Raw genomic sequence first — 24,645 nt, 5'->3', positions numbered from 1 at the left:
GGTCAGCCGACCTGGGTCTTGGCCAGGCACCAGCCGTCGCTCTCCTGGCGCAGGACGGCGATGATCGTCGCGGTGCTGCCGTCGTTGGCGCCGACGGTGCCCGACATCGTCGCGTCCGTTCCGGTCACCTTGGCGATGCCGTCGGGGTGCGACGACGTGACCTTGTCGATCTCGTCCTGCGTCAGCTTGATCAGGGTGCCGGTGCAGGCCAGCTTCTTCAGGCCGCTGAGGTCGTGCGCGCCGAGCTCGACGAAGTAGGCGAAGCCGGCCCCGTTCGCGCTGGAGTAGCGGCCGGGCAGCGCCGATGTCGGGATGCTCAGCGAGTCCGACGGGATCGACGAGTCCGACGGCAGCAGCGACTCGCTCGGGACGTTCGAGGCCGACGGGAAGTCGGCGCTCGACGACAGCGACGGGAGCGTCGGCGAGGGCGCCGCGCCCGAGGCCGCGACGTTCTTGTTGTCGTCGTTGCCGGTCAGGAGCAGCACGGCCACGACGCCGGCGGCGATGACGATGAGGGCCACGAGGCCCGCGATGATCATGTTCTTGTTGCTCTTCGGCGGCGGGCCGTAGCCGCCGGGGCCGGCCAGAGCCCCGTAACCCGGCTGGCCGTACCCGGGCTGACCGTAGCCCGGCTGCCCGTAGCCGGGCTGACCCTGCCCGTAGCCCGGCTGTCCGTAACCCGGCTGACCCCCGTAGCCCGGCTGACCCTGCCCGTAGCCCGGCTGCTGGCCGCCGTAGCTCGGCTGCTGACCGTAGCCCGGCTGCTGGCCGTAGCCCGGCTGCTGGCCGCCGTAGCCCGGCTGACCCGCGCTCCCGGGCTGGCCGTAGCCACCGCCGGACTGCTCGGATCCGTACTCCGGCTGACCCGGATGCTGCGGGGGTGGGTAGTCAGTCATCGCCGTGGGCTCCGTCCGGAAACGTCCGTCCCCCGGGTCCGAGGACGAGTCGTGCGCGCGCCAGTTTGCCAGCATGCTCTCAGCCCGACCAACCGATGCGCGACGGCGCGAACGGGCGCTCCGACGTGAGAGCCGGATCAGCACCGCCGAACGCCGACGGCGGCCCCGACCGGGTGGTCGGGGCCGCCGGGTGAGCGGGGTGGATCAGGCGGCGCGGGCCGCCGGGGTGGCCTCCGACGCCGGGGCGTCGCCCATGGAGACCTGACGCTTCTTCGACACGATGACCGCGGCGGCGATGATGGCGAACGCGACGACGCCGACCAGGATCCGCAGGCCGACCGACGAGTTCTCCCCGACGGTCAGCTTCACCACGGCGGGCGCGACGAGCACGGCGACCAGGTTCATGACCTTGATCAGCGGGTTGATCGACGGACCGGCGGTGTCCTTGAACGGGTCACCGACGGTGTCGCCGATGACGGTGGCGGCGTGGGCCTCGGTGCCCTTGCCGCCGTGCACGCCGTCCTCGACCATCTTCTTCGCGTTGTCCCAGGCGCCACCGGAGTTGGCCAGGAAGATCGCCATCAGCACACCGGCGCTGATCGCACCGGCGAGGTAGCCGGCCAACGGGCCGATGCCGACGAGGAAGCCGATGCTGATCGGGGCGAAGATCGCCAGCAGGCCGGGGGTGGCCAGCTCGCGCAGCGAGTCCTTGGTGCAGATGTCGACGACGCGGGCGTAGTCGGGCTTCTCGGAGAAGTCCATGATCCCGGGGTGGTCGCGGAACTGCGCGCGGACCTCGTACACGACCCGGCCGGCGGCGCGGCCGACGGCGCTGATCGCGAGACCGCTGAACAGGAACACGACCGAGGCGCCGACGATCACGCCGAACAGGTTGTTCGGCTGCGACAGGTCGAGGCTGAACGACAGCTGCGTCAGCTTGCCGACGTTGCCGGGGTTCGTGACCGCCGCCAGCGCGTCCTGGACCGCCTTGTTGAACGAGCCGAACAGAGCGGTCGCGGCGAGCACGGCCGTCGCGATCGCGATGCCCTTGGTGATGGCCTTGGTGGTGTTGCCGACGGCGTCGAGGTCGGTCAGGACGCGGGCGCCCAGCTCGTCGATGTCGCCGCTCATCTCGGCCACGCCCTGGGCGTTGTCGCTGACCGGGCCGAAGGTGTCCATCGCGACGATGACGCCGGCGGTGGTGAGCAGACCGCAGCCGGCGAGGGCGACGGCGTAGAGCGCGACGAAGGTGCTGCCGCCACCGAGCAGGAACGCGCCGAACACGGCGGCACCGATGAGGACCGCGGAGTACACGGCCGACTCGAGGCCGAGCGAGATGCCGGACAGGATGACCGTCGCCGCGCCGGTGAGCGAGGTGTCGGCGACGTCCTTGACCGGGCGGCGGACGGTGTCGGTGAAGTAACCGGTGAGCTGCTGGATGAGCACGGCCAGCACGATGCCGATGAGGACGGCGACGAAGGCGATGACGGCCGGGTTGCCGGTGGCCCCCGCGACGTGGTCCTTCAGGTCGTTGAAGTTGCTCGGCAGGAACGTGAACGCGCCGATCGCGACGAGCACGAGCGACACGGTGGCGGTGATGAAGAAGCCCCGGTTGATCGGCACCAGGCCGTTGCGGTCCTTCTCCTGCAGCTTGGTGGTCAGGATGCCGACGACCGAGCTGATGATGCCGACCGCGCCGATGATGAGCGGGAGCAGCAGGCCCTTCGCGCCGAAGGCGGTCTGGCCCAGGATCAGCGCGGCCACGAGGGTCACGGCGTAGGACTCGAAGAGGTCGGCCGCCATGCCGGCGCAGTCACCGACGTTGTCGCCGACGTTGTCGGCGATCGTCGCGGCGTTGCGCGGGTCGTCCTCGGGGATGCCCGCCTCGACCTTGCCGACGAGATCGGCGCCGACGTCGGCGGCCTTGGTGAAGATGCCACCACCGACACGCATGAACATGGCGAGCAGGGCGCCACCGAAGCCGAAGCCCTCGAGCACCGTCGGGGCGTTCTGGTTGTAGGCGAAGAGCACGACGCTGGCGCCGAGCAGGCCCAGACCGACGGTCAGCATGCCGACGATGCCGCCGGTGCGGAAGGCGATGTGGAAGCCGGTCGAGCGGCCGCCGCCGCGGGCCGCCGCGGCGACGCGGACGTTGGCCTGGGTCGCGAGGGTCATGCCGATGTAGCCGACCGAGGCGGAGAAGATCGCGCCGACGACGAAGAACAGTGCGCGGCCGAACTGGACGGAGAAGCCGCCGTGGTTCACCGGCAGGACCAGCAGCAGGACGAAGACGATGACCGAGAAGACGGCCAGCGTGCGGAACTGGCGGTTCAGATAGGCGCGGGCGCCTTCCTGCACCGCCTTCGCGATCTCCTGCATCTTCGGGGTGCCCTGGTCGGCCTTGAGCACCTCCTTCACCAGCATGTAGGCGAAGACGAGGGCGGCGATGGCGATCAGGCCGATCACCGCCACCGCCCCGCGCTCGCCGGAACTGATGCCCGGTTCTGCAGCCAATACGTGCGAGGCCATGCAACTCCCCTAGGTCTGTGACGGGACCGCGCGACGACGATGCGCGATCGGCGACATGAAGACGCGCCTGGGTGATCGAGTACCCGGGCGCCGACCGCCGGAGTGTAGCCCGCGCCACACCGGCCCATCGGGTCCGGGTGACGCAAGGATCAGGCCGAGAGCGCCTCGAGCGCGGCCTCGACGGTCGGACGGATGGCGAACACGCCGTCCAGCCCGGTGATGGTGAACAGCTTGAGAATGCGCTCGTGGCTGCACACCAGAGCCAGCGAACCGCCGGCGTCGATGGTGGCGGCCCGGGCCTCGACGAGCGCGCCGAGACCGGTGGAATCGAGGAACGCGACCCCGGACAGATCGACGACGACCGAATTCGCGCCCGACTGCAGCAACTGGGTGAGCTGCTCCTTCAGGGCCGGAGCCGAGTAGACGTCGACCTCGCCGTGCACGGCCACGACGGGCGCGCCGTTGTCGTTCGGATGCGAGACCGAGAGCTCCACGCGGATTCCACCTGCCCTGTTCGTGTCGGCGTTCTGGCACTGTCGGGGGGTCGACTTCGGACACGATCCACCAGTGCGGCGGCCACCTGCGACCGCCTCGGCCAGCATGCCACAGGCGACCGGGAGGGATGCGGGGATGCGTCACCTGCTCGACCGCCTGCTGCTCGGCACACCGCCGGGCGAATCGCCGGTCACGCACGTCGAGGAGCTTCCCGAGCGGGCCGGCCGCCCGGTCGAATGGCCCGCCTGGGTGCCCGACGTACTGCGCGACCGCCTCGTCGCCCGCGGGGTGTCGGCCCCGTGGGCGCACCAGGCCGAGGCGGCCGAGCTGGCCCGCGCCGGTCGCTCGGTCGTGGTGGCCACCGGCACCGCCTCGGGCAAGTCGCTGGCCTACCAGCTGCCCGGCCTCACCGCGCTGGTCGACGACGAGCGGTCCCGGGTGCTGTACGTGTCACCGACGAAGGCACTGGCCGCCGATCAGCTGCGCACGCTCTCCTCGCTCGTGCTGCCCTCCGTGCGCCCGGCCCTGTTCGACGGCGACACCCCCCGCGACGAGCGCGACTGGGTCCGGGCGCACGCGAACTGGGTGCTGACCAACCCCGACATGCTGCACCGCGGGATCCTGCCGGGCCACGCCCGTTGGGCCCCGTTCTTCCGGCGGCTGCGCTACGTCGTCATCGACGAGTGCCACAGCTACCGCGGGCTGTTCGGATCGCATGTCGCCCAGGTGCTGCGGCGCCTCCAGCGGGTCTGCGCGCAGTACGGGTCGAGCCCGACCTTCGTGCTCGCGTCGGCCACCGTGTCGACGCCGGCCGAGTCGGCGTCCCGGCTGATCGGACGGCCGGTGACCGCGGTGACGGACGACGCCTCACCGCACGGATCTACCGTGTTCGCCCTCTGGGAGCCGCCGCTGACGGCCCTACGGGGCGAGCACGATGCGCCGGTGCGGCGGGCCGCGGGGGCCGAGGCCGGGCGGCTGCTGGCCGACCTGGTCGTCGAAGGCGCCCGGACGCTGGCCTTCGTGCGCTCGCGCCGCGGTGCCGAGTTCGCTGCCCTCACCGCCGCGCGACACCTGACCGAGGCCGGGTTGGACCAGCTCGTACCGCGGGTGGCCGCCTACCGGGCGGGCTACCTGCCCGAGGAGCGCCGCGTGCTCGAAGCCGCGCTGTCGTCGGGCGAGCTGCTCGGCGTCGCCGCGACCAACGCGCTCGAGCTGGGCCTCGACATCTCCAGCCTCGACGCGGTGGTGCTCGCCGGCTACCCCGGCACGCTCGCCTCGCTGTGGCAGCAGGCCGGGCGGGCCGGGCGGTCGGGCGCGCAGGCCCTGGTCGTCTTCGTGGCGCGCGACGACCCCCTCGACACCTACCTCGTGCACCACCCGGCGGCAGTCTTCGGCCGGCCGGTCGAGGCCACCGTGTTCGACCCCGAGAACCCGTACGTGCTGGCCCCGCAGCTGTGCTGCGCCGCGGCCGAGCTGCCGATCCGCCCGGACGAGGTCGGCGCGTTCGGAGACGTCGCCGGGGTCACCGCCATGCTCGACGAGCTGGTGCGCCGCGGCGCGCTGCGGCGACGGCCGGCGGGCTGGTACTGGACCCGCTCCGAGCGCCCCGAGGCCGATATTCGCGGTACCGGCGGCGGCCCCGTCTCGGTCGTCGACGCCGAGACCGGCACGCTGGTCGGCACCGTAGACGGCGCGGCGGCGCACACGACCGTCCACGACGGCGCGGTCTACCTGCACCAGGGCCGGACCTACGTCGTCGAGCAGTTCGACCTGGACGCCGTTGTCGCCCTCGTGCGCGCCGACGACCCGCCGTGGTCGACCGCCGCCCGCGATGTCACCGACATCGCGATCGTCGGCGCGCGCAGCAGCCGGCGCCACGGCCCGGTAACCGTCTCCTTCGGCACCGTCGATGTCACGAATCAGGTCGTCAGTTACGTGCGCCGCCGCCTCGGCACCGGCGAGCTGATCGACGAGACCGAGCTGGAGCTGCCCGCCCGCCAACTGCGCACCGCCGCGGTCTGGTACTCGGTGCCGCAGCCGGCGCTCGACGAGATCGGCCTCGACCAGACGCTGGTGCCCGGCGCGGCGCATGCCGCCGAGCACGCCGCGATCGGGCTGCTGCCGCTGTTCGCCGCCTGCGACCGGTGGGACATCGGCGGGGTCTCGACCGCATTGCACCCCGACACCGGCGAGCCGACCGTGTTCGTCTACGACGGGCACCCCGGCGGCGCCGGCTTCGCCGAGCGCGGCCACGACGCCCTCGCCGCCTGGCTGGCCGCGACCCGCGAGGCGATCGCGGCGTGTGAATGCCCGAGCGGCTGCCCTTCGTGCGTGCAGTCGCCCAAGTGCGGCAACGGCAACGAGCCGCTCGACAAGGCCGGGGCAGTGAACCTGCTCGACCTGGTGCTGACCCACCTCGCGCCGCCCGACGCCGAGGCGGACCCGCCGGCCTGACCGGCCGGTCACGGCAGCCCTCCCCGCCCGGCGCGGGCCGAGGCGACGACCTCGCGCCCGCCGACACCGGGCAGGTGGGCCCGCAGCACCACCCGGACCAGCACCTCGCCGCTCCGTCCGTCGGCCGACAGGTGCGCCGCGCACGAGCGCAGCCCGGCCCCGTTCGCAGCCGCGATCGGCCCGGCCGCCGCGCACGGCGCGCCGCCGAGACCGATACGGGCCGCGGCCGCGAGGGCCGCGAGGTCGGCCGCCGACTCGGCGCGGTGGCGCGCCAGCACGGCCAGCCCGCGCACCGTGACGACCCCGGCCACCACGAGGAGCAGGCTCGACACGGCCAGCACCCAGATCGACGCCGAGCCGCGCTCGCCCCGGCCGATCACGGCCCGACCGCCGCGGCCGTCGGCTCGAGGGCGGCCACCGCTCGCTCGCTGACCGTGAACGCCGGCAGCCACTGACCGAGCGGGTGCACGGTGGAGCGCACGACCGCCGTCACCGCGCCCCCGCCCCGCCCGACCTCGACGGTCGCGCCCGGTGCCGACTCCCGCGCCAACCGCAGCCCGGTCGCCGGATCGCCGCGTGCGGCCGCCCGAGCGGCCTCACGGGCGGCGTCCTGCAGCCGCACCCGGGCCGCGACGACCGAGACCGCCGTCAACGCCACTGCGAGCAGGGCCACCAGCACCGGCAGGGCGGCGGCCAGCTCGGCCGTCACCATGCCGCGATCGCTCCGGGGCCGCATCGTCAGATGGCGTGCAGGGCCGACTGCACGATGGAGGTGAGGGCCGACGACACCGCCGGGCTGCGCACCACTTTGTAGAGCACGACGGCGAACCCGACGGCCGCAACCGTGCCGACGGCGTACTCGGCGGTGGACATCCCGGCATCGACACCCGCGCGGACCCGCCGCACGATTCGCTTCAGAAAGGTCATGAGCGAAGCCTGTCGATCCGCGGCCGCCGGCGGGTGTCGCGTTCGCGATCTGTGGACGGGACCGGCGCCTGTGGACAGCCCGGCGAGGAATGTCGCAGGCGTCCGGTAGTGGACCGTGCCCGTCGCCGACCGGACGCCCTGTCGGATTCGTCCGTAGTGTCGGCGGCAGGGCAGCCGCTCGGGCCGCCGGAGGAGGCAGCCCCGTGGACGACCTGCGACTCGGCATCGGGGCCTCCCGGCACACCGACTACTTCAAGCTCAGCGAGCAGCTCGACGAGACCCAGCTGAGCTACCTGGTGCGCACCCGCGAGTTCGTCGACCACGAGGTGCTGCCGGTGATCAACGGCTACTGGGAGCGGGCCGAGTTCCCGTGGCCCCTGGTCGAGAAGCTGGCCGGCCTCGGCATCATCGGCGACGGCATCGAGGGTTACGGCTGCCCGTCGATCGATCCGCTGTCGGCCGGGCTGATCCACATGGAACTGCACCGCGGCGACGGCAGCCTCGGCACCTTCGTCGGCGTGCAGTCCGGCCTGGCGATGCGCTCGATCGCGGCCTGCGGCTCGGAGGAGCAGAAGCAGACCTGGCTGCCGCCGATGGCCCGGCTGGACAAGATCGGCGCGTTCGCCCTGACCGAACCCGAGCACGGCTCGGACTCCGTGGGGCTGGAGACGTCGGCCCGGCGTGACGGCGACTCGTGGGTGCTGAACGGGTCGAAGCGCTGGATCGGCAACGGCACGATCGCGGACGTCGTCGTCGTGTGGGCCCGCGACGCCGAGGACGAGCAGGTCAAGGGCTTCCTCGTGGAGAAGGGCACCTCGGGTTTCCGTGCTCGGGTCATGGAGGGCAAGGGGTCGCTGCGCGCGGTCTGGCAGGCCGAGATCGAGCTGACGGAGGTGCGCGTCGACGAGGCGCACCGCATGCCGGGCGCGAACTCGTTCGACGACTGCGCCGAGGTGCTGGTCGCCACCCGGCAGCTGTGCGCGTGGATGGCGCTGGGCCACGCGGTCGCCGGCTTCGACGCGGCGATGGACTACGCGGCGAAACGGCAGCAGTTCGGCAAGTCCCTCACCAGCTTCCAGCTGGTTCAGCAGCGGCTGGTGCACATGCTGGCCGACGTGACCGCGATGCAGCTCTACTGCGTGCAGACCGCGCGGCTGGCGTCCGAGGGGGCGCTGGCGCCGACGCTCGCCGGCCTGGCCAAGCTGCACAACACCTCGAAGGCGCGAACGGTGCTCGCCGAGGCGCGGGACCTGCTCGGCGGCAACGGGGTACTGCTGGACTTCCATGTCATCCGGCACATGCTCGACATAGAGGCGATCCACACCTTCGAGGGGACGGAGACCATGCAGACGCTGATCGCCGGCCGGGACATCACCGACATCAGCGCCTTCACCTGATCCGAGCCGTCGCTACCCATGCCGGCGGCCGATCACAGCTGACCCGCGGCCAGCCAGTGCTGGAACGCGACGACCGGACGGCCGAAGCTGCGGGCCACCCCCGCGGGACGCGACGCGAACGCCGCCTCCCCGCGGGCGGACTGACGGGCGGCGCGGCGCTCGCGGCGGCGGGCGCGGGCGACCCGGTGAGCGGCGCGGCCGGTGGCGGCCTCCTCGAGCATCGAGTTGACGTGCTCGCGGGCGATCGCATCGGTGAGGAACGGGCTGGTCATGATGTCCTCCAGGACTGGTGCTTCGTTGACATGGAGAACGTTCGTCCTAAGGGCCCACCGCCCACATCGGGACTTTGCCCACTCCCCCTGCGTAGGGACACCCCGAGCGGTTGCCGAGCTACCTAGGGCATTCGGATCCCGGGCCGCGCACGCCCGCCGGACTAGGGCATCACCCCCAGCGCGGTACGCGCGATACCGACCACGACGGGGATCACGCCGAGGCACACGAACGAGGGCAGGAAGCAGAGCCCGAGGGGCGCCATCGAGAAGACCCCGGCCCGGTGCGCCCGGGCCGTGGCCGCGGTGGCCAGCTCGGCCCGCACGTCGCTCGCCAGGCGTTCGAACCCGGCCGCCAGCCGCAGCCCGCTCGACGCGCTGCGCACGGCCGTCGCGCGCACTGCGCCGAGCGGGCCGTCGCGCGGCACCGCACTCCACGCCTGTTCCGGTTCGGCGCCCAGCCGCAGCAGTCCGGCCACCCGGGCGATCGGTTCGGCCGTGGGTGAGGTCGCCGCCGGGAGGGCGATCACCAGTGCCTCGGCGAGCGGGCGCCCGGCCCGCAACGCCGCGGCGACGAGATCCAGGTAGAGCGGCAGGGCGCGATCGACCCGCGGGGCGGACGGACGGGCTCGCCCTCGTCGCAGCGCGGCGGCGGCGAGCGGCGCGATCACCAGCGCGGCCGCCCCGCCGGCCACCGGGCCGGCGACGAGCAGGCAGGCCGTCGCGATCGTCGCGATGCCGCCGACCCACAGCAGGGTCCGGCTCGGCGGCGCCGCGGCCGCCGGGGTGATCGCGCGACGGTGCCCGACCGCCGCCGGCCGAGGAGCCAGCACCAGCAGCGCCATCGCCACGAGGCACCACGCGAGCGTCACCGCTCGGCCCGCCGCACGAGGGAGCGGATCCACAGCAGCCCGGCCAGGTCGAGCAGCACCCCGGCGGCGCACAGGAACCGGCCGACGGGCGCACCGATCAGGAACGCGATCGGATCGGCCCCCATCGCCCCGCCGAGACCGATCCCGACCACCGGCAGCAGGCTCAGCACGAGCGCCGACGAGCGGGGTCCGGCCAGCGCCACAGTGACCGCCCGCCGCCGGTCGTCCGCGGCCGCGACGTCACGGGCGACCCGCTCGAGCACGGCCGCCGGCGCCGCCCCCGTGACGTCGCTCACCCGCCACGCCGCCGCGATGCCGCGCAGCTCGTCCCCGCTGCCGACCGGCGCGAACACCGCCGTCGGATCGTCGCCGCGGGCGACCAGCTCGGCCGCCCACCCGAACCGCGCGGCCGGTGGGCCGCCGACCGTCGCCGCGGCGGCCAGCGCACCGGCAAGCCCAGCCCCCGCCTCCAGCTCGCCGACCAGCACCCGAAGGGCGGTCAAGAGGCTGCGCTGCCACCTCTCGGCCGCGCGCCGACGCAGCGCGTCGCGGCCGAACACCCCGGCAACCGCCAGCACCGCCGCGGCCGCGCCGGCCAGCACCGGACCGCCCGACACCGCGACGACAGCGGACAGCAACGCCGCCGCGCCGATGCCCGCCGGCCGCACGCGCGCCGGCATCCCGTACCGCCGCCGCGCCCGGCCGACCCCGACCAACCGACCCCGCACCGCCAGGTCGTCGGCTCGCGCCCGGACCGGCGAGGGCAGCACCGAGACGAGCAGGGCCGCCGCGAGCGCGCACCACGTCGTCGCGGTCATGCCACCCCTCGCTCGTGCAGCGCCGCTCGCAGCCGGTCGGCCGCCTCGCCCTCGCCCCGGCCCGCGGTCCACGCCGGCGCCACGACCAGCCGATCGCCGACGCGGTCGAGCAGGCCGATCTCGGCCACCGTGCGGACGCCGGCACCGTCGCGGCGCAGCTGCACGACGACGTCGATCGCGCTGCCGACCAGGCTCGCCACCGCCGGGGCCGCCAGCCCGGCCAGGGCCCCGAGCGCCTCGAACCGGGCCGGCACGTCGGCCGCCGAGTTGGCGTGCAGCGTGGCGGCGCTGCCCTCGTGCCCGGTGTTCAGCGCGACCAGCAACTCGATCATCTCGACGCCGCGGAACTCTCCGACCACCAGCCGGTCGGGGCGCATGCGCAGAGCCTGCCGCACGAGTTCGCGCAGCCCGACCGCCCCCGCGCCCTCGACGTTCGCCCCGCGGGTCACGAGCCGCACCACGTGCGGGTGGTCGACAACGAGCTCCGGGGAGTCCTCGATCAGCAGCAGCCGCTCGCGCGCGGCGGCCTCGCCGAGGAGCGCGCCCAGCAAGGTTGTCTTGCCCGTGCCGGTGCCGCCGGCGATGACGACGGCCAGGCGGGCGACGACCATCCCGCGCAGCACGGCCGCGATCTCGGCCGCCATCGCGCCCAGAGCCACCAGTGACGCGAGATCGTGCCGCCGCCGGGCCAGGACGCGCAGGGACAGCGCGGTCGAGGCAACCAGCGGCGGGAGCACGGCGTGCAGGCGGGTGCCGTCGGCCAGCACGGCGTCGACGAAGGGCATCGCGTCGTCGAGCCGGCGGCCGGCGGTCGCCGCCAACCGCTGCGCCAGGGCCCGGACCGCGCCCTCGCCGGCGAAGGTCACCGGCGTCCGTTCCATGCCCCGACCACGATCGAGCCACACCGAGTCCGGGGCGTTCACCAGCACATCGGTGACCCCGGGCAGCGCCAGCAGCGGTTCGAGTAGCCCGGCCCCGTGCAACTCGGCGTCGACGTCGCCGTGCAGCCGGGCCAGCACCGCGTCGTCGACGATGCCGTCGGACTCGGCCCGTACCGCCGCCGCGAGGGCGCCGTTGCCCTCGACGACCAGCCGTCGCCGCACGCGGTCCGCGAGCTCGCTCATGCGACCGTCCGGGCCTCGAGACCCGTCAGCACACCAGCCGCCACGCGCGCGATCGAGCGCGGCGGACGGGCCGGGTCGATCGTCAGCGGGCCACCGGCGAGCGCCGGGAGCACACCGAGGAGCGGCGCGCCGACCAGCCGCGCCGCCCCGGCGGCCTCGACCCCGCCCCGCCGCACGACGACCCCGACCGGGAGCTCCGGCAGCGCCGAGACGGTGGCGTGGGCCGCGACCAGGCCGGCGACGTCGGCGCGGGCGACCACCACGACGAGGTCGCACCGGAGCAACCCGGCCTCCCTCTCGGGGCAGGCGGCGCGGGGCAGATCCAGCACGACAACACCGAGCGCGCCCGCGGCGTCGAGCACCTGCAGCACCGCGGCCGGATCGAGGGCAGCGGTGTCGGCGGCCAGCACGGGCACCGGCCCGGCCCGGGGCAGCCCCTCGGCCAGCGCGGCCGGATCGAGCCGGCCGCCCTCCAACCGCAGGCCCGACCACCGCGCGCCGGATGCCTGCTCGACCCCGAGCACGACGTCGACGCCGCCCCCGTTGACGTCGAGGTCCACCAGCAACGCCGGCGCCGCCACGAGCGCCAGCACGGCCGCGAAGGTCGACGCCCCGACGCCGCCGCACCCGCCCACGACCCCGATCACCGAGCTACTGCTTCGCCCCCGCATGCCGCGAGCCAACCCCGGATCGGATCGCCCGGAGTCGTCCCGAGCTGATCTGTGGACGACGCCGATGCCTGTGGACGACGGACTTGACAGCCTGCGCCGCCGCGCCGCGTCCCGACCTGATCCGTATCCTCGGCGACGTGGCACCAGCCGGTCGCACCGCGGCCTTCTTCGATCTCGACAAGACGATCATCGCCAAGTCGAGCGTGCTCGCGTTCGGGCGGCCGTTCTACCAGAACGGGCTGCTGAACCGTCGGGCCGTGCTGCGCAGCGCCTACGCGCAGTTCATGTTCGCCCTCGCCGGCGCCGACAACGACCAGATCGAACGCATGCGGGCCTACCTGACGAGCATGTGCACCGGGTGGGACGTCGCGCAGGTGCGCGACATCGTGTCGGAGACCCTGCACGACATCATCGACCCGATCGTCTACGACGAGGCCGTCGAACTGATCGCGATGCACAAGGCGGCCGGGCGCGACGTCGTCATCGTCAGCACCTCGGGCGAGGAGGTCGTCACGCCGATCGGCGCGATGCTCGGCGCCGATCACGTCGTCGCCACCCGCATGGTCGTCGCCGACGGGCACTACACCGGCGAGATCGAGCGCTACACCTACGGCCCCGAGAAGGCCGTCGCCGTACTGCAGCTGGCCGACGAGCGCGGGTACGACCTCAGCGGCAGCTACGCCTACTCCGACTCGGCCACCGACGTCCCGATGCTCGAGTCCGTCGGCCACCCCTACGCCGTCAACGCCGATCGCGCCCTGCGCAAGATCGCCGCCGAGCGGCAGTGGCCGCTGCTCACGTTCTCCAACGCCGTGCCGCTGCGCGAGCGCATCTCCGGCTTCCGCCCGGAGCATCCGGTCACCGCGGCAACGGTGGTCGGCGCGGGCGTCGCCGCCGCCGGGCTGGTCTGGTACTCGGCGCGCCGCCGCGCCTCCCGAGCCTGAGCGTCCGCGCCACAATCTCCAGACACGCCGAAGGTCCCTTGTGCTCTCGCCGCGACGGGGGTTGCATCTAGGTCAAGGACAACGGACGTCATGGCGGTCCAGCCCCCAGCGGACGTAGTCCAGCACGGACGAACAGGCACCCACGCGGCGATCCCACCACGCACAGGTGAGTCGACGAGGGACTGCGAGAACCGGCAGCAGGACCGCCGGTGACCAAGGACCGCGTCTGACCTTCCGCACAGGGCACGCTTGGTAACCCGTCCGGCCGTGCCCGACGGCGCCGCCTTCATAGCGGCGCCGTCGCTTTTGTGGGGGCTGACCGGGTCGATCAGCCGCGGGCGATCGCCTGGCAGATCGCCGTCGATTCGCGCGCCCCCGCGACGAGCGCGTCGGCGCAGTGCACGATCCAGCGCGCGATGCCGTCGGGCGTGCCGCTGCGGTACTCGGCGAGCGCCGCCTCGTAGGACGAGTGGAGTTCCCGGTGCCCGGCCTCGATGACGACCAGCGACTTGGGGTCGAGTCCGCGCTCGACCAGGGTCAGCCGCACCGCGGCGCGGGCGACGATGCCCGACACCGGCGGAAAGGCGTCCAGCCCAAGCAACTCGCCGTGGACGATCGCCGCGACCACCACGGCCGGCGCGGTCGTCAGGCCGAGGACCTCGGAGAGCGTGTCGAGTCGCGGCGCCGCCTCGGCGGTCGGACGCCCCAGCTCGTCGGTGTCGCTCACCAGGTCGGCGGCGGCCACCGCGTGGAGCCGGGCCAGCGCCTGCCGCGGCGCCCGGGTCCACGTGTCGGTCAGCTGCGGCACCGCCGCCTGGGCCCGCAGCGCGCCCTGCACGACCGGGTCGCTCGCGAGCGCGCCCGAGCGCACGTCGTCGAGCGCCACCTCGCGTCCGGACAGCCAGGCCGAGGCCCACGCGCCGCGCAGCGAGGATTCCGCCGACACGTCGGCCGAGCTGCGCCGCAGCGTGCGGTTGCCCAGCAGCGCGTCGACCGCGGTTCGGGTGCGGGCGACGGCGTCGGACACCCGCGGCAGATCGAGCAGGGGCGCGAGCGGATCCGAGGGCACGAGGCGACAGTAACCACCACCGGCGCCGGGCCCCTCGACACGGCGCACGGGGGTGATCGAGTGCACCCGCCGGGGCAGGCTGCAATGATTCGACCAACCTGCGGTCCGTGCCCGCCCGACCGGGACACCGCTTTCCTCGCCGAAGGAGCCGATCCGTGACGGTCCCGCTGCAGCCGACGACCCCGACGCCGAACGTGAGCGCTGACCCGTCGGCCCCCGGCCGGCACGCCGCCGAGCCCAGCCTCGGTTCGCTCGTGTCCGACGCGTCCGAGCACCTCTCGACCCTGATCCGCAGCGAGATCGAGCTGGCCAAGCTCGAACTGCGCTCGTCGGTGAAGAACGCCGGTGTCGGCATCGGCATGTTCGGCGCCGCCGCGGTCGTCCTGATCTTCTCGCTGACCTTCGGCTTCCTGACGCTCGCCGAGGGCATCGCCGCCCTCGGCCTCTCCCGCTGGCTGGCGTTCCTCATCGTGTTCGTGCTGCAGCTCGTCGTCGTCGGCGCGCTCGCCTTCCTCGGCTACCGCAAGGTGAAGAAGGTCAAGGCACCGGCGCGCACGATCTCGACGTCGAAGGAAACCGTTGCCTACCTGCGAAGTCACGGCTGAGCCTTGGGATTCGGCCCGCTTCCGGGCGCGCCCGACAGCGCCGTCGTCCTGGTCGAGGGACCCTGGACGCACCGGACGGTGCGCGCGAACGGCATCGCCCTGCACGTGGCCGAGCTCGGCACCGGCCCGCTCGTGCTGCTGCTGCACGGCTTCCCGCAGTTCTGGTGGGGCTGGCACCAGCAGCTGATCGACCTCGCCGACGCCGGCTACCGGGCGGTGGCGGTCGACCTGCGCGGCTACGGTGCGAGCGACAAGCCGCCGCGCGGCTACGACACGCCCACCCTCGCCGCGGACATGGCCGCTCTGGTCACCTCGCTCGGTGAGGCCGACGCGATGATCGTCGGCAACGACGTCGGCGGCACGCTCGCCTGGTCCATCGCGGCCCGGCACCCGCGCGTGGTGCGCAGCATCGTCGTCCTCGGAGCGGCGCACCCGCTGCGCATGCGGGCCGCGCTGCGTCCCGGCGCGGGCGCGGCCCAGCGGCACGCCTCGGCCTACGCGCTACGGACGTTCCAGGTGCCCCGTCGCGCGGAGAACCTGATCTCCAGCGACTCGCGCTGGGTCCGCCGGCTCTACGACCGTTGGACCGGGCCGCGCTGGCGCGGCACCCCCGGCTACGTCGCCGACGTCGAGCGCTACGCCGAGGCCATGCGCATCCACCCGGTCTCGTTCTGCGCCGCCGAGCACTTCCGCTGGATGCTGCGCTCGGTGTTCCGGGCCGACGGGCGCCGGTACGCCTCGTCGATGCGTCAGCCGATCACGGCGCCGGTGCTGCACCTGCACGGCGACTTCGACACCTGCGTCCTGCCGGCCACGGCGCAGGGCTCGGGCCAGTACGTCACCGGCCCGTACGAGTGGCGCGTGCTCGACGGTGTCGGGCACTTCCCGCACAACGAGATACCCGAGTTCGTCAGCGGCGAGCTGATCCGCTGGGCCAAGCAGCACTGAACCTCAGTCGGGCGTGCAGCCCTGCGTGCTCACCGCGGCAGTGGCGGTCCGCCCCTCCGCCGCCCGTCCGCCGATCTCCTGATCGGTCAGCACGAAGCCGGTGTCGGGCGAGTCGAGCGCGGTGGCGAAGACGATGCCGAGCACCGACCCGTCGAAGGCCAGCAGCGGGCCGCCGGAGTTGCCGCTGCGCACGACCGCGCGCACCGAGTAGATCTCGCGGGTGACGCCGCTGTTGCCGTAGATGTTGCTGCCCCGCACGGTCTGCTGGCCGCGCACGCGAGCGCCCCGGATCGTGAAGGGGCCGTTCTCGGGGTAGCCCAGCACGACGGCGGCCTGGCCGCGCGAGGCCGGCTTGGCGGCGATGCGCAGCGGCGGGGCGGTCAGGTCCGGCACGTCGAGCACGGCGACGTCGCGGTTCGGGTCGAACACGACGACGGTGGCGTTGAGCAGCTGCGAGCTCGACACCTGCACCTGCACCGTGTGCGCCCCGGCGACGACGTGCGCGTTGGTGAGGATGCGGTGCGGGGCGTAGACGAAGCCCGAGCCCTCGGTGCCGCGGCCGCACTCCGGGGCCTGCCCGTAGATCTTGAGGATCGAGCGCTGGGCCGTCGCGATCGTCTGCTGCTGCGCCGGGGTGAGGTTCTTCGGCGGGGGCGGCACCGGGACGACCGACGTCGACGGGAAGTCGCCCAGCACCGGCGGGAAGCCGCTCTGGTCGAGGAAGTGGCGCAGCGAGGAGTACAGGCCGCGCACGGTGCTCGGCACCGCGCCGTTGACCGCCCGCACGATGCGCGAGTGGCTGGCCTCGGCGGCGAGTGACGGGTAGGGCGAGGAGGCGAGCGGCACCGCGACCATCCAGGCCACCAGCAGCACCGAGATCACGCCGAGCGCCGCCCCGATGCCGTGGTCGACCGGGCGCCCGCGGCCACGGACGAAACGCTCCTTCAGGTGCCCGGCGATGTAGACGCCGAGCAGTTGACCGAGGGTGGCCAGCACCAGCACGCTGATGATGGCGATCGGGATCTGGGCCCGCCCGGAGGCCAGCCGCGCGCCGAGCGGGCCGGCCAGCTGGCTGCCGAGGATCGCGCCGCCGAAGAACCCGGCGAGGGAGAAGATGCCGACGACGGCACCGCTGCGGAAACCGCCGATTCCGTAGGCGATCGCGGCGAGGACGATGACGACGTCGAGGATGTTCACGAGCCCGGCTCACCCGGTTTCACGATCAGCACGCCCGTCTGGCCCTGCGCGACGTGGATGGTGCACACGAAGGTGTATCGGCCGGGAGCGGGCGCGGTGAAGGTGGCGGCCTGCGTCTGGCCGGCGGCGGTGAGCGGCACGAAGGCGCCGGGCAGCCCCTGCACCGAGAAATTGTGGGGGGCCGAGCTGTTGGCGTCGCGCCGGTTCACCAGGATCACCCGCACCCGGCCCGGGTGCACGACGATCGTCGAGGGGTGGAAGCGGTAGTCCGAACCGGTCGTGACGGTGACCTGCTGGATGCCGTCGACGACGCTCGCGGTGCTGTCGCCCACGTGGGGACGCTTGTTGACCGAGGACGCGGAATTGCTGCACGAGGTGGCGACGAGGGCCACGGCCGCAGCGGCCAGGATCACCGCACGGCGGGAGGACATGCTCCGACGGTACCGGCGGGGTCCTGGGAGCCGACCACGCACTCAGCTGGACCGGGACGCGATCATGCCCGGCGGCAGCGGCCGCTCGATCGAGGAGTCCCAGGGGCGGGCCCAACCGCCGATCTCGAGCAGCTTGTCGAGCAGCATCGCGGTGAAGCCCCACACGTAGAGACCAGCGGCGTCGAACCCGGGGCCGGTGAAGCCGAGCGGGTGCCGGGCGCTGAACCGGTTGGCCGGATCGGTGAGCTCGTCGATCGGGACGATCGCCACCCGGGCGACCTCGGCCTCGTCGACCGCCCGCACCTCGTGCGGATCCTGCCACCACGCGATGACCGGCGTGACGACGAAGCCGGACACCGGAATGAACAGGTCGGGCAGCTCGGCGACCACGCGCACGCTCGCCGGATCGAGGCCGACCTCCTCCTCGGCCTCGCGCAGCGCCGCGTGCCGGGCCGAGGCGTCGGTGGCGTCGAGGGCGCCGCCGGGGAACGCCACCTGCCCCGCGTGCTTGCGCATGTCCGCCGCGCGCTCGATGAGCAGCACGCTCGGGCCGCCCGGGCCGTCGGTGAACGCGATGAGCACGGCCGAGGCGCGGCCCGTCCCGTCGTCGGGCGGCAGGAAGCGCGTCAGGGACTCGGCGTCGACATCCCGCGCCGCCCGGGCCAGCGCCTGCAGCCAGTCGGGCAGGTCGTCGCTCACGAACTCAACATCTGGTCGACGGACTTGACCAGCTTGGCCGCGACCACCGGATCGGTCGGTCCCTCGCCGAAGGCCGGGCACAGGCGGGCGATCGGGCAGGCGCCGCAGGCCGGCTTGCGGGAGTGGCACATGCGCCGGCCGTGCCAGATGGCCCGGTGGCTGAACATCGTCCATTCCTTCTTCGGGATCAGCTCGGCCACCACGGCCTCGACCTTCACCGGATCCGTCTCGGTCGTCCAGCCCCAGCGCCGCACGAGCCGGCCGAAGTGGGTGTCGACGGTGAGACCCGGGACGTCGAAGGCGTTGCCCAGCACGACGTTGGCGGTCTTGCGGCCGAAGCCGGGCAGCGTGACGAGTTCCTTCAGCGTGCGCGGCACCTCGCCGTCGAAGTTCTCGACCAGGGCTTGCCCCAGCTTGATGACCGAGGTGGTCTTGTTGCGGAAGAACCCGGTCGGGCGGATCAGTTCCTCGACCTCGGCCCGGTCGGCGCCGGCGTAGTCGGCGGCCGTCGGGTAGCGGCGGAAGAGCGCCGGCGTGACCTCGTTGACCCGCTTGTCGGTGCACTGGGCCGACAGGATCGTGGCCACCGACAGCTCGAGCGGGGTGGTGAAGTCGAGCTCGCAGTGGGCGTCGGGATAGAGGTCGGCGAGTTCGCGGTTGATCCGCCTCGCCCGCCGGGTGAGCGCGAGCGGGGACTCCTCGATTGCTGGCACGAGCCGAGCCTACGAGCACCGTCCGACGCCGGGGGCCGTGTCGGTTGCCGGTGCCCGGCCCCGATGGGGCAGAATGCTCCTCACCATGATCGGCTTCGCGCTGCTGTTGTTCCCCTTCGTCCTGCTGGGCTTCGTCATGCTCATGGGACGGGTGGAGGAGCCGCTGAGCCAGATCGCGGTCGAGCGTCAGATCGAGCAGTTCCTCGACGACGCCAACCCTGAAGAGCTCGACACCTTCGTCCGCGAGGGCACGGATTCGGCGCTGTCGCGCTTCCGCACCCGCCTCGGTCTGAACCGGTTGCGCCGACGCGGATGGCACAAAGCAGGTAACTGAACAGGGCCGGTATTCGCCTGTGCCCTAGACTTCCGCGAGACTGTGACGAGGTTCGCATTCGCGGGCGATCGAGGAGCACACGTGGACGAAATTCTGCGCCGGGCCGGGCTGTTCCAGGGCGTCGACCCTGACGACGTCGAGGCGCTGTCGGGCGAGTTCGAGATCTTCGAGGCGCCGCGCGGCGCTGTCCTCTTCAACGAGGGCGAGCCCGGCGACAGCCTCTACATCGTGCTGGCCGGCAAGGTGAAGCTCGGGCGGCGCTCGCCCGACGGCCGGGAGAACCTGGTGGCGATCTACGGGCCGTCGGACCAGTTCGGCGAGCTGTCGCTGTTCGACCCGGGCCCGCGCACCGCCACGGCCACGGTCGTCACCGACGCCCGCCTGGCCAAGCTGCCGAAGGCGGCGCTGCAGAAGTGGGCCACCGAGCGGCCGCAGATCGCGCTGCAGCTGCTGCGCGTCGTGGCCCGCCGGCTGCGCCGCACCAACACGATGCTGGCCGACCTCATCTTCGTCGACGTCCCCGGCCGCGTGGCCAAGCAGCTGCTGCAGCTGGCCCAGCGCTTCGGCTCGATCGACGGCGGTCAGCTGCGGGTCACCCACGACCTCACCCAGGAGGAGCTCGCCCAGCTCGTCGGCGCCTCCCGCGAGACGGTCAACAAGGCCCTCGCCGACTTCGCCTCCCGCGGCTGGCTGCGCCTGGAAGGCAAGAGCGTGGTGATCCTCGACCGCGAGCGGCTCGCCCGCCGGGCGAGATGATCGGATCTTCCTCGCGGCGGACCGGTCTCGGATGTCGAAGCGGTCACCCGCAGGGAAGACGGGATCAAACGCCGTCGCGCAGGTATTTCAACTGGGCTTCCACTGACAGGTCGGCGGCCCACCAGACGGATTCGTCGACGTCGGCGTAGACGACTTCGACGATCTGGCGGGCGGTCGCGGTCGGGCCCAGTGATGCGAGCGCGGTCCGCACCTGGTTCAGGCGTTCCTGGCGGTGGGCCAGGTAGAAGCCGGCGACCTGCTCGGCGGCGGGCAGTTCCGGGCCGTGGCCGGGCAGCACGGTAATGGCACCGAGCCCGCGCAGCAGCTGCAGCGACTCGAGGTAGGCGCCGAGCTGCCCGTCGGGGTGCGCGACGACGGTCGTGCCGCGGCCGAGGATCGTGTCACCCGTCAGCACGGCGGCGCCGACGTCGGGGACGCCGTCGAGCACGAAGGACGCGGAGTCGGCGGTGTGCCCGGGCGTGGCCAGCACCGACACCCGCACCCCGGAGACCTCGAACGTCTGTCCGTGCTCGAGGGCGCCGGCCCCGTGACAGTGCGCCGGGTCGATCGCCCGCACGGCCACGCCGGCGCGCTCGTGGAGCGCCGCGGCCGACTCGCTGTGGTCGTGGTGCCCGTGCGTCAGCAGCACCAGCGAGATCTCCGGCGCGACGGCGAGCAGGTTGTCCAGGTGGGCGTCGTCGGTCTGGCCGGGATCGACCACGACCACCGACGACGAGTCCGGCGCCCGGAGCAGCCAGGTGTTCGTGCCGTCGAGGGTCATCGGTCCGGCGTTGTCCTGCAGCAGCACCGACGCGATCGGCGAGACCCGCCGCAGCGTCTCGTACGCCGGATGCGTCACTTGAACATGCTTTGGGGTATGGGGACGATCGTGCCGTCGGGAAGTTCGATGCTCACCGTCCCGTCGTCGGCCACCTTCACCATCGGCCGGATCGGCGCGAGCGAGCGCGCCGGGGCCGACGCCACCGCCTCGGCCACCGTGCCGAACGCCTGCAGCGACGACAGCGTCGCCATGGTCGGGGGCAGCAGCTGCCGCTCGCCCCGCTGCGCCTCCTCCATCGCCGCGCCGATCGGCAGCCACGACGCCGTGCTCGACTCGCTGGTGACATCGCACGCCTCGGCCCCGGCCGGCAGCTCGGCGAGGAAGAACCGCGCGTCGTAGCGTCGCTTCTCCCCCTTCGGCGTGACCCAGCGCGACCACGGGTGCAGCACCGACGCGTCCGCGGCGAGCTCGTGCGAGCGCAGCAGGTCACCGAACGGCACCCGGCCGGCCTCGACGTCCTCGCGCGCCTCGGCGAGATCGGCGAACGGCGCGGTCAGCAGCACGCCCGTCTCCTCGAACGTCTCGCGCACCGCGGCGCCGATGAGGGCGCGCGCCAGGTCCTCGGTGCAGTCGAAGCGCGCGGCCAGGCTCGGCAGGTCGGCCCCGACGACCGGGAGCGCGGCGTCCTCGTCGTCGACGCGCCCGCCCGGGAACACCGACATGCCGGCGGCGAACGCCATCTGCGTCACCCGGGTGAGCATCCAGGCCTCGATGCCGGTGGCGCCGTCGCGGACCAGCACGACCGTGGCGGCGTCGCGCACCGGCACGTCGGCCCGCGCCTCGCGCCGGGCCGCGGCGTCGGCCTCGGTCATCAGCGGACCTCGACGATCAGCTCGACCTCGACCGGCGAGTCGAGCGGCAGCGAGGCCACCCCCACGGCCGAACGGGCGTGCTGGCCGGCCGCACCGAACACCTCGCCCAGCAGGTCGCTCGCCCCGTTGATCACGGCCGGGTGGCCGGTGAAGTCGGGCGCGCAGGCGACGTACCCGACGACCTTCACCACGCGGACGACCGAGTCGAGCCCGACGAGCGCGTCGACGGCGGCCAGGCCGTTGAGCGCGGCGGTGCGGGCGAGGGTGTTCGCGGCGTCCGCGTCGATCTCGGCGCCGACCTTGCCCGTCGCCGGGAGCTTGCCCTCGACCATCGGCAGCTGGCCCGCGGTGAAGACGAACGACCCCGACCGCTGAGCGGGGACGTAGGAGGCGAGCGGCGGCACGACGGTGGGCAGCGTGAGGCCCAGTTCGGCGAGGCGGGCGAGCGGGGACGGCTGCGGAGAGGACATCTCGCGACCGTATCCGCTACGTCGGTCACACGCGACGGCTCCCGACGAGCCAGGGGTGTCGCCATCTCCTACGCTGACTTCATGGCCGCCCCCCGCGTCGCCGCGAGCCCCGCGAGCGCCCCCGCGTCACTGGTCGCGGGCATCCCGAGCGGCGCCCGGCTGCACGTCGTCACCGGCAAGGGCGGCACCGGTAAGACCACCGCCGCCGCTGCCCTGGCCCTGGCGCTCGCGACGACCGGCAAGAAGGTGCTGCTCGTCGAGGTCGAGTCGCGCCAGGCCATCGCCCAGCTCTTCGACACCCCGCCGATGCCGTACGAAGAGGTCCGGCTGACGACCATGGCGAACCGGGGTGAGCTGTACGGGCTCGCGATCGACCCCGAGCAGGCGATGATCGAGTACCTCGAGATGTTCTACGGCCTCAAGCGTTCGGCCCGCGGACTCCGCAAGATGGGCGCCGTCGACTTCGTGACCACGCTCGCGCCCGGCCTGCGCGACGTCCTGCTCACCGGCAAGGTCAAGGAGGCGGTCACCCGGGTCGACTCCGCCGGCAAGCCGTCCTACGACGCGGTCGTGCTCGACGCGCCCCCGACCGGCCGCATCGGCCGCTTCCTCGACGCGACGCAAGAGGTCGCGAAGCTGACCAAGTTCGGCCCGATCAACAAGCAGAGCGAGGGCGTCATCCAGCTGCTGCACGGCTCGCGCACGGCGGTGCACATCGTCACCCTGCTCGAGGAGATGCCGGTGCAGGAGACGATCGACGCCGCCGGGGAGCTGGCCGCGCTCGGCTTCCGGCTGGGCGCCGTGATCGTCAACCGGGCCCGGCCCGCGCTCATCGGCGCCGGTCAGGTCGGCGCCGACGGCACGGTCGACGTCAAGGCGCTGGCGGCCGGCCTGCGCAAGGCCGGCGTCGCGGTCGTGCACGCTCCCGCGCTGGCCCAGGAGATGGCCGACTACGCACAGCGCCAGCGGGTGCAGGAGGAGAACGCCGAGCGACTCGACGCCCTCGACCTCCCGCGTATCGAGCTCCCCGACCTGAACCCGCCCGTCGAGCTCGGCGAACTCACCGAGCTCGCGGCCTGCTTCGTCGAGGACGAGTCGTGAAGAAGGCGAGCCCCCCGTTCGACGTCGCCGCGCTCGTCCGCGACCCGGCCACCCGGGTCGTCGTCACCTGTGGCAGCGGCGGCGTCGGCAAGACGACGACGGCCGCGGCGATGGCGCTCATCGGCGCCGAGGCCGGCCGCCGCACCGTCGTGCTCACCATCGACCCGGCCCGCCGGCTCGCGCAGTCGATGGGGCTCACCGAACTCGACAACACCCCGCGCGAGGTCAAGGGCGTCGCGAACGGGCAGCTCTTCGCGATGATGCTCGACATGAAGCGGACGTTCGACGACGTCGTGCTCGAGCACTCGACGCCGGAACGGGCCGAGCAGATCTTCAAGAACCCCTTCTACCAATCGCTGTCCTCGTCCTTCGCCGGCACGCAGGAGTACATGGCGATGGAGAAGCTGGGCCAGCTCGTCGCGGCGAACGAGTGGGATCTCGTCATCGTCGACACTCCGCCGTCGCGCTCGGCGCTGGACTTCCTCGACGCCCCGAACCGGTTGGGACGCTTCCTCGACGGCCGGATGATCCGGGTGCTCACCGCCCCGGCCAAGGCCGGCGGCAAGGCCTACATGAAGGTCGTCACGGTCTCGGTGGGCATGGTGGCCCGCGTCTTCACCAAGGTGATCGGCGGCGACCTGCTGAACGACCTGTCCACGTTCGTCACCGCCCTGGAGTCGATGTTCGGCGGCTTCCGCGAGCGGGCCCAGCAGACCTACGAGCTGCTCAAGCAGCCCGGCACGGCCTTCGTCGTGGTCGCCGCCCCCGAGCCCGACGCCCTGCGCGAGGCGTCCTACTTCGTCGAGCGCCTGTCGCAGGAGCAGATGCCGTTGTCGGGCGTGATCGTCAACCGGGTCCGGCGCGCCGCCGCGGTCGAGAACGACGAACCGATGCCGGCGGCGCGGGCCGAGGTCGCCGCCGACACCGCCGCCGCGAAGGCCTCGACCGCGAAGGACGGCGGCGCGGCCGAGGCGCTCGCCGAGGCGGCGCTGCGGGTGCACGCCGAGATCGCCACCGCGGCCGAGCACGACGCCCGCATGACCAAGCGCTTCTCCTCGGCCCATCCGCTCGTGCCGCTGGTTTCGGTCCCCGCGCTGCCTGCCGACGTCCACGACCTCGACGGCCTGCGAACCATCGGCGACCTGCTCGGGTCCTGAGGTTCCGGGCCGCACCGCCGGTTTCGGGCGTCCGCACAACTGAGCCGAACCAGAGGATCGGGGCGGGATGTCCCGATACCCACGTACCCTGATGCCTCGTGGCAGGTATTCCGGGA

General features: G+C 73.1%; 28 protein-coding genes. 9 read left to right on the top strand and 19 right to left on the bottom strand.

Annotated elements, in window-relative coordinates:
- Positions 1 to 2: 2 nt before the first annotated feature.
- The 3 genes from VGN18_RS19365 to VGN18_RS19355 all read right to left on the bottom strand — a co-directional run bounded on the left by VGN18_RS19365 (position 3) and on the right by VGN18_RS19355 (position 3,919).
- The gene (locus VGN18_RS19365) at positions 3 to 896 is read right to left on the bottom strand and encodes a hypothetical protein (protein WP_327541365.1); all 894 of its coding nucleotides are present in this window, start codon (positions 894 to 896) and stop codon (positions 3 to 5) included.
- Between the two features lie 204 nt (positions 897 to 1,100).
- Complete coding sequence (locus VGN18_RS19360) at positions 1,101 to 3,425, bottom strand: sodium-translocating pyrophosphatase (RefSeq protein ID WP_327541364.1); 2,325 nt, start codon at positions 3,423 to 3,425, stop codon at positions 1,101 to 1,103.
- 149 nt (positions 3,426 to 3,574) lie between these two features.
- Positions 3,575 to 3,919 (bottom strand): STAS domain-containing protein, encoded by a 345-nt coding sequence (locus VGN18_RS19355; protein ID WP_327541363.1) that lies wholly within the window; start codon positions 3,917 to 3,919, stop codon positions 3,575 to 3,577.
- A 106-nt stretch (positions 3,920 to 4,025) separates the two neighbouring features.
- On the opposite strand from VGN18_RS19355, the gene VGN18_RS19350 reads away from it, so the two are divergent.
- Entirely contained in the window at positions 4,026 to 6,374 is a 2,349-nt protein-coding gene (locus VGN18_RS19350) for a DEAD/DEAH box helicase (protein WP_414655076.1), read from the top strand.
- Positions 6,375 to 6,382: 8 nt separating this feature from the next.
- On the opposite strand, the gene VGN18_RS19345 is transcribed toward VGN18_RS19350, so the two are convergent.
- From VGN18_RS19345 to VGN18_RS19335, 3 genes are read right to left on the bottom strand one after another with little or no spacing between them, the layout of a single operon-like run.
- Positions 6,383 to 6,754, bottom strand: a complete 372-nt coding sequence (locus VGN18_RS19345) for an Rv3654c family TadE-like protein (protein WP_327541361.1) — start codon at positions 6,752 to 6,754, stop codon at positions 6,383 to 6,385.
- Complete coding sequence (locus VGN18_RS19340) at positions 6,751 to 7,110, bottom strand: TadE family type IV pilus minor pilin (RefSeq protein WP_327541360.1); 360 nt, start codon at positions 7,108 to 7,110, stop codon at positions 6,751 to 6,753. Before VGN18_RS19340 ends, VGN18_RS19345 begins: the two co-directional genes overlap by 4 nt.
- Positions 7,111 to 7,112: 2 nt before the next feature.
- Positions 7,113 to 7,301, bottom strand: a complete 189-nt coding sequence (locus VGN18_RS19335; RefSeq protein WP_327541359.1) for a DUF4244 domain-containing protein — start codon at positions 7,299 to 7,301, stop codon at positions 7,113 to 7,115.
- A gap of 203 nt (positions 7,302 to 7,504) precedes the next feature.
- Here VGN18_RS19335 and VGN18_RS19330 point away from each other — a divergent pair, with 203 nt between their 5' ends.
- On the top strand, positions 7,505 to 8,698 hold the full coding sequence (locus VGN18_RS19330; protein WP_327541358.1) for an acyl-CoA dehydrogenase family protein: 1,194 nt from the start codon (positions 7,505 to 7,507) through the stop codon (positions 8,696 to 8,698).
- Positions 8,699 to 8,730: 32 nt separating this feature from the next.
- On the opposite strand, the gene VGN18_RS19325 is transcribed toward VGN18_RS19330, so the two are convergent.
- From VGN18_RS19325 to VGN18_RS19305, 5 genes are all read right to left on the bottom strand, one after another.
- On the bottom strand, positions 8,731 to 8,970 hold the full coding sequence (locus VGN18_RS19325) for a hypothetical protein (RefSeq protein WP_327541357.1): 240 nt from the start codon (positions 8,968 to 8,970) through the stop codon (positions 8,731 to 8,733).
- 161 nt (positions 8,971 to 9,131) lie between these two features.
- On the bottom strand, positions 9,132 to 9,839 hold the full coding sequence (locus tag VGN18_RS19320) for a type II secretion system F family protein (protein WP_327541356.1): 708 nt from the start codon (positions 9,837 to 9,839) through the stop codon (positions 9,132 to 9,134).
- Positions 9,836 to 10,657, bottom strand: a complete 822-nt coding sequence (locus tag VGN18_RS19315; RefSeq protein WP_327541355.1) for a type II secretion system F family protein — start codon at positions 10,655 to 10,657, stop codon at positions 9,836 to 9,838. The genes VGN18_RS19320 and VGN18_RS19315 overlap by 4 nt, the downstream gene beginning before the upstream one ends.
- Positions 10,654 to 11,781, bottom strand: coding sequence for a TadA family conjugal transfer-associated ATPase (locus VGN18_RS19310; RefSeq protein WP_327541354.1), 1,128 nt, complete (start codon positions 11,779 to 11,781; stop codon positions 10,654 to 10,656). Before VGN18_RS19310 ends, VGN18_RS19315 begins: the two co-directional genes overlap by 4 nt.
- Complete coding sequence (locus VGN18_RS19305; protein WP_327541353.1) at positions 11,778 to 12,428, bottom strand: hypothetical protein; 651 nt, start codon at positions 12,426 to 12,428, stop codon at positions 11,778 to 11,780. The genes VGN18_RS19310 and VGN18_RS19305 overlap by 4 nt, the downstream gene beginning before the upstream one ends.
- 149 nt (positions 12,429 to 12,577) lie before the next feature.
- On the opposite strand from VGN18_RS19305, the gene VGN18_RS19300 reads away from it, so the two are divergent.
- Positions 12,578 to 13,396, top strand: coding sequence for an HAD family hydrolase (locus VGN18_RS19300; RefSeq protein WP_414655077.1), 819 nt, complete (start codon positions 12,578 to 12,580; stop codon positions 13,394 to 13,396).
- A gap of 328 nt (positions 13,397 to 13,724) precedes the next feature.
- On the opposite strand, the gene VGN18_RS19295 is transcribed toward VGN18_RS19300, so the two are convergent.
- Positions 13,725 to 14,465, bottom strand: a complete 741-nt coding sequence (locus tag VGN18_RS19295; RefSeq protein ID WP_327541351.1) for an oxidoreductase — start codon at positions 14,463 to 14,465, stop codon at positions 13,725 to 13,727.
- A gap of 155 nt (positions 14,466 to 14,620) precedes the next feature.
- Between VGN18_RS19295 and VGN18_RS19290 the strand changes: the two genes are divergently transcribed.
- Complete coding sequence (locus tag VGN18_RS19290; protein WP_327541350.1) at positions 14,621 to 15,070, top strand: phage holin family protein; 450 nt, start codon at positions 14,621 to 14,623, stop codon at positions 15,068 to 15,070.
- Between the two features lie 3 nt (positions 15,071 to 15,073).
- Positions 15,074 to 16,018, top strand: coding sequence for an alpha/beta hydrolase (locus VGN18_RS19285; RefSeq protein WP_327541349.1), 945 nt, complete (start codon positions 15,074 to 15,076; stop codon positions 16,016 to 16,018).
- Positions 16,019 to 16,021: 3 nt separating this feature from the next.
- Here VGN18_RS19285 and VGN18_RS19280 read toward each other — a convergent pair whose 3' ends face one another.
- Genes VGN18_RS19280 through nth form a run of 4 tightly spaced genes read right to left on the bottom strand, consistent with a single transcriptional unit; the run spans position 16,022 to position 19,058 of the window.
- Positions 16,022 to 17,215, bottom strand: coding sequence for a MarP family serine protease (locus tag VGN18_RS19280; protein WP_327541348.1), 1,194 nt, complete (start codon positions 17,213 to 17,215; stop codon positions 16,022 to 16,024).
- The gene (locus tag VGN18_RS19275) at positions 17,212 to 17,646 is read right to left on the bottom strand and encodes a cupredoxin domain-containing protein (protein WP_327541347.1); all 435 of its coding nucleotides are present in this window, start codon (positions 17,644 to 17,646) and stop codon (positions 17,212 to 17,214) included. The genes VGN18_RS19280 and VGN18_RS19275 overlap by 4 nt, the downstream gene beginning before the upstream one ends.
- 42 nt (positions 17,647 to 17,688) lie before the next feature.
- Positions 17,689 to 18,345, bottom strand: coding sequence for a CoA pyrophosphatase (locus tag VGN18_RS19270; RefSeq protein ID WP_327541346.1), 657 nt, complete (start codon positions 18,343 to 18,345; stop codon positions 17,689 to 17,691).
- Positions 18,342 to 19,058 carry an endonuclease III gene (gene nth / locus VGN18_RS19265; protein WP_327541345.1) on the bottom strand — a complete coding sequence of 239 codons (717 nt, stop codon included), beginning with the start codon at positions 19,056 to 19,058 and terminating at the stop codon, positions 18,342 to 18,344. Before nth ends, VGN18_RS19270 begins: the two co-directional genes overlap by 4 nt.
- Before the next feature lie 85 nt (positions 19,059 to 19,143).
- Between nth and VGN18_RS19260 the strand changes: the two genes are divergently transcribed.
- Positions 19,144 to 19,392, top strand: a complete 249-nt coding sequence (locus VGN18_RS19260; protein WP_327541344.1) for a hypothetical protein — start codon at positions 19,144 to 19,146, stop codon at positions 19,390 to 19,392.
- 81 nt (positions 19,393 to 19,473) lie between these two features.
- Positions 19,474 to 20,148 (top strand): Crp/Fnr family transcriptional regulator, encoded by a 675-nt coding sequence (locus VGN18_RS19255; RefSeq protein WP_327541343.1) that lies wholly within the window; start codon positions 19,474 to 19,476, stop codon positions 20,146 to 20,148.
- A gap of 64 nt (positions 20,149 to 20,212) precedes the next feature.
- Here the strand turns inward: VGN18_RS19255 and VGN18_RS19250 are convergent, their stop codons facing one another.
- The 3 genes from VGN18_RS19250 to VGN18_RS19240 are packed head-to-tail and all read right to left on the bottom strand — an operon-like array spanning position 20,213 to position 22,271.
- Entirely contained in the window at positions 20,213 to 21,007 is a 795-nt protein-coding gene (locus VGN18_RS19250) for an MBL fold metallo-hydrolase (RefSeq protein ID WP_327541342.1), read from the bottom strand.
- Positions 21,004 to 21,801: an NUDIX hydrolase gene (locus tag VGN18_RS19245; protein ID WP_327541341.1), complete on the bottom strand. Its 798-nt coding sequence runs from the start codon at positions 21,799 to 21,801 to the stop codon at positions 21,004 to 21,006. The genes VGN18_RS19250 and VGN18_RS19245 overlap by 4 nt, the downstream gene beginning before the upstream one ends.
- A complete protein-coding gene (locus VGN18_RS19240) occupies positions 21,801 to 22,271 on the bottom strand; it encodes a RidA family protein (protein ID WP_327541340.1) in 471 nt (156 codons plus the stop codon). The genes VGN18_RS19245 and VGN18_RS19240 overlap by 1 nt, the downstream gene beginning before the upstream one ends.
- An 81-nt stretch (positions 22,272 to 22,352) precedes the next feature.
- Between VGN18_RS19240 and VGN18_RS19235 the strand changes: the two genes are divergently transcribed.
- Both VGN18_RS19235 and VGN18_RS19230 read left to right on the top strand, forming a co-directional pair.
- The gene (locus VGN18_RS19235) at positions 22,353 to 23,372 is read left to right on the top strand and encodes an ArsA-related P-loop ATPase (protein WP_327541339.1); all 1,020 of its coding nucleotides are present in this window, start codon (positions 22,353 to 22,355) and stop codon (positions 23,370 to 23,372) included.
- The gene (locus tag VGN18_RS19230) at positions 23,369 to 24,529 is read left to right on the top strand and encodes an ArsA family ATPase (protein WP_327541338.1); all 1,161 of its coding nucleotides are present in this window, start codon (positions 23,369 to 23,371) and stop codon (positions 24,527 to 24,529) included. The genes VGN18_RS19235 and VGN18_RS19230 overlap by 4 nt, the downstream gene beginning before the upstream one ends.
- The last annotated feature ends 116 nt before the right edge of the window (positions 24,530 to 24,645 follow it).

Source organism: Jatrophihabitans sp. (assembly GCF_036000465.1).
Taxonomy (GTDB): Bacteria; Actinomycetota; Actinomycetes; order Mycobacteriales; family Jatrophihabitantaceae; genus Jatrophihabitans.
This window is presented reverse-complemented; position numbering and strand designations above follow the sequence as displayed.

Coding starts and splice junctions, on each gene's coding strand:
- VGN18_RS19335 (WP_327541359.1), bottom strand. CDS start 7,301: ATGACCTTTCTGAAGCGAATCGTGCGGCGGGTCCGCGCGGGTGTCGAT.
- VGN18_RS19360 (WP_327541364.1), bottom strand. CDS start 3,425: ATGGCCTCGCACGTATTGGCTGCAGAACCGGGCATCAGTTCCGGCGAG.
- VGN18_RS19275 (WP_327541347.1), bottom strand. CDS start 17,646: ATGTCCTCCCGCCGTGCGGTGATCCTGGCCGCTGCGGCCGTGGCCCTC.
- VGN18_RS19340 (WP_327541360.1), bottom strand. CDS start 7,110: ATGCGGCCCCGGAGCGATCGCGGCATGGTGACGGCCGAGCTGGCCGCC.
- VGN18_RS19235 (WP_327541339.1), top strand. CDS start 22,353: ATGGCCGCCCCCCGCGTCGCCGCGAGCCCCGCGAGCGCCCCCGCGTCA.
- VGN18_RS19365 (WP_327541365.1), bottom strand. CDS start 896: ATGACTGACTACCCACCCCCGCAGCATCCGGGTCAGCCGGAGTACGGA.
- VGN18_RS19245 (WP_327541341.1), bottom strand. CDS start 21,801: ATGACCGAGGCCGACGCCGCGGCCCGGCGCGAGGCGCGGGCCGACGTG.
- VGN18_RS19315 (WP_327541355.1), bottom strand. CDS start 10,657: ATGACCGCGACGACGTGGTGCGCGCTCGCGGCGGCCCTGCTCGTCTCG.
- VGN18_RS19325 (WP_327541357.1), bottom strand. CDS start 8,970: ATGACCAGCCCGTTCCTCACCGATGCGATCGCCCGCGAGCACGTCAAC.
- VGN18_RS19260 (WP_327541344.1), top strand. CDS start 19,144: ATGATCGGCTTCGCGCTGCTGTTGTTCCCCTTCGTCCTGCTGGGCTTC.
- VGN18_RS19350 (WP_414655076.1), top strand. CDS start 4,026: ATGCCACAGGCGACCGGGAGGGATGCGGGGATGCGTCACCTGCTCGAC.
- VGN18_RS19240 (WP_327541340.1), bottom strand. CDS start 22,271: ATGTCCTCTCCGCAGCCGTCCCCGCTCGCCCGCCTCGCCGAACTGGGC.
- VGN18_RS19310 (WP_327541354.1), bottom strand. CDS start 11,781: ATGAGCGAGCTCGCGGACCGCGTGCGGCGACGGCTGGTCGTCGAGGGC.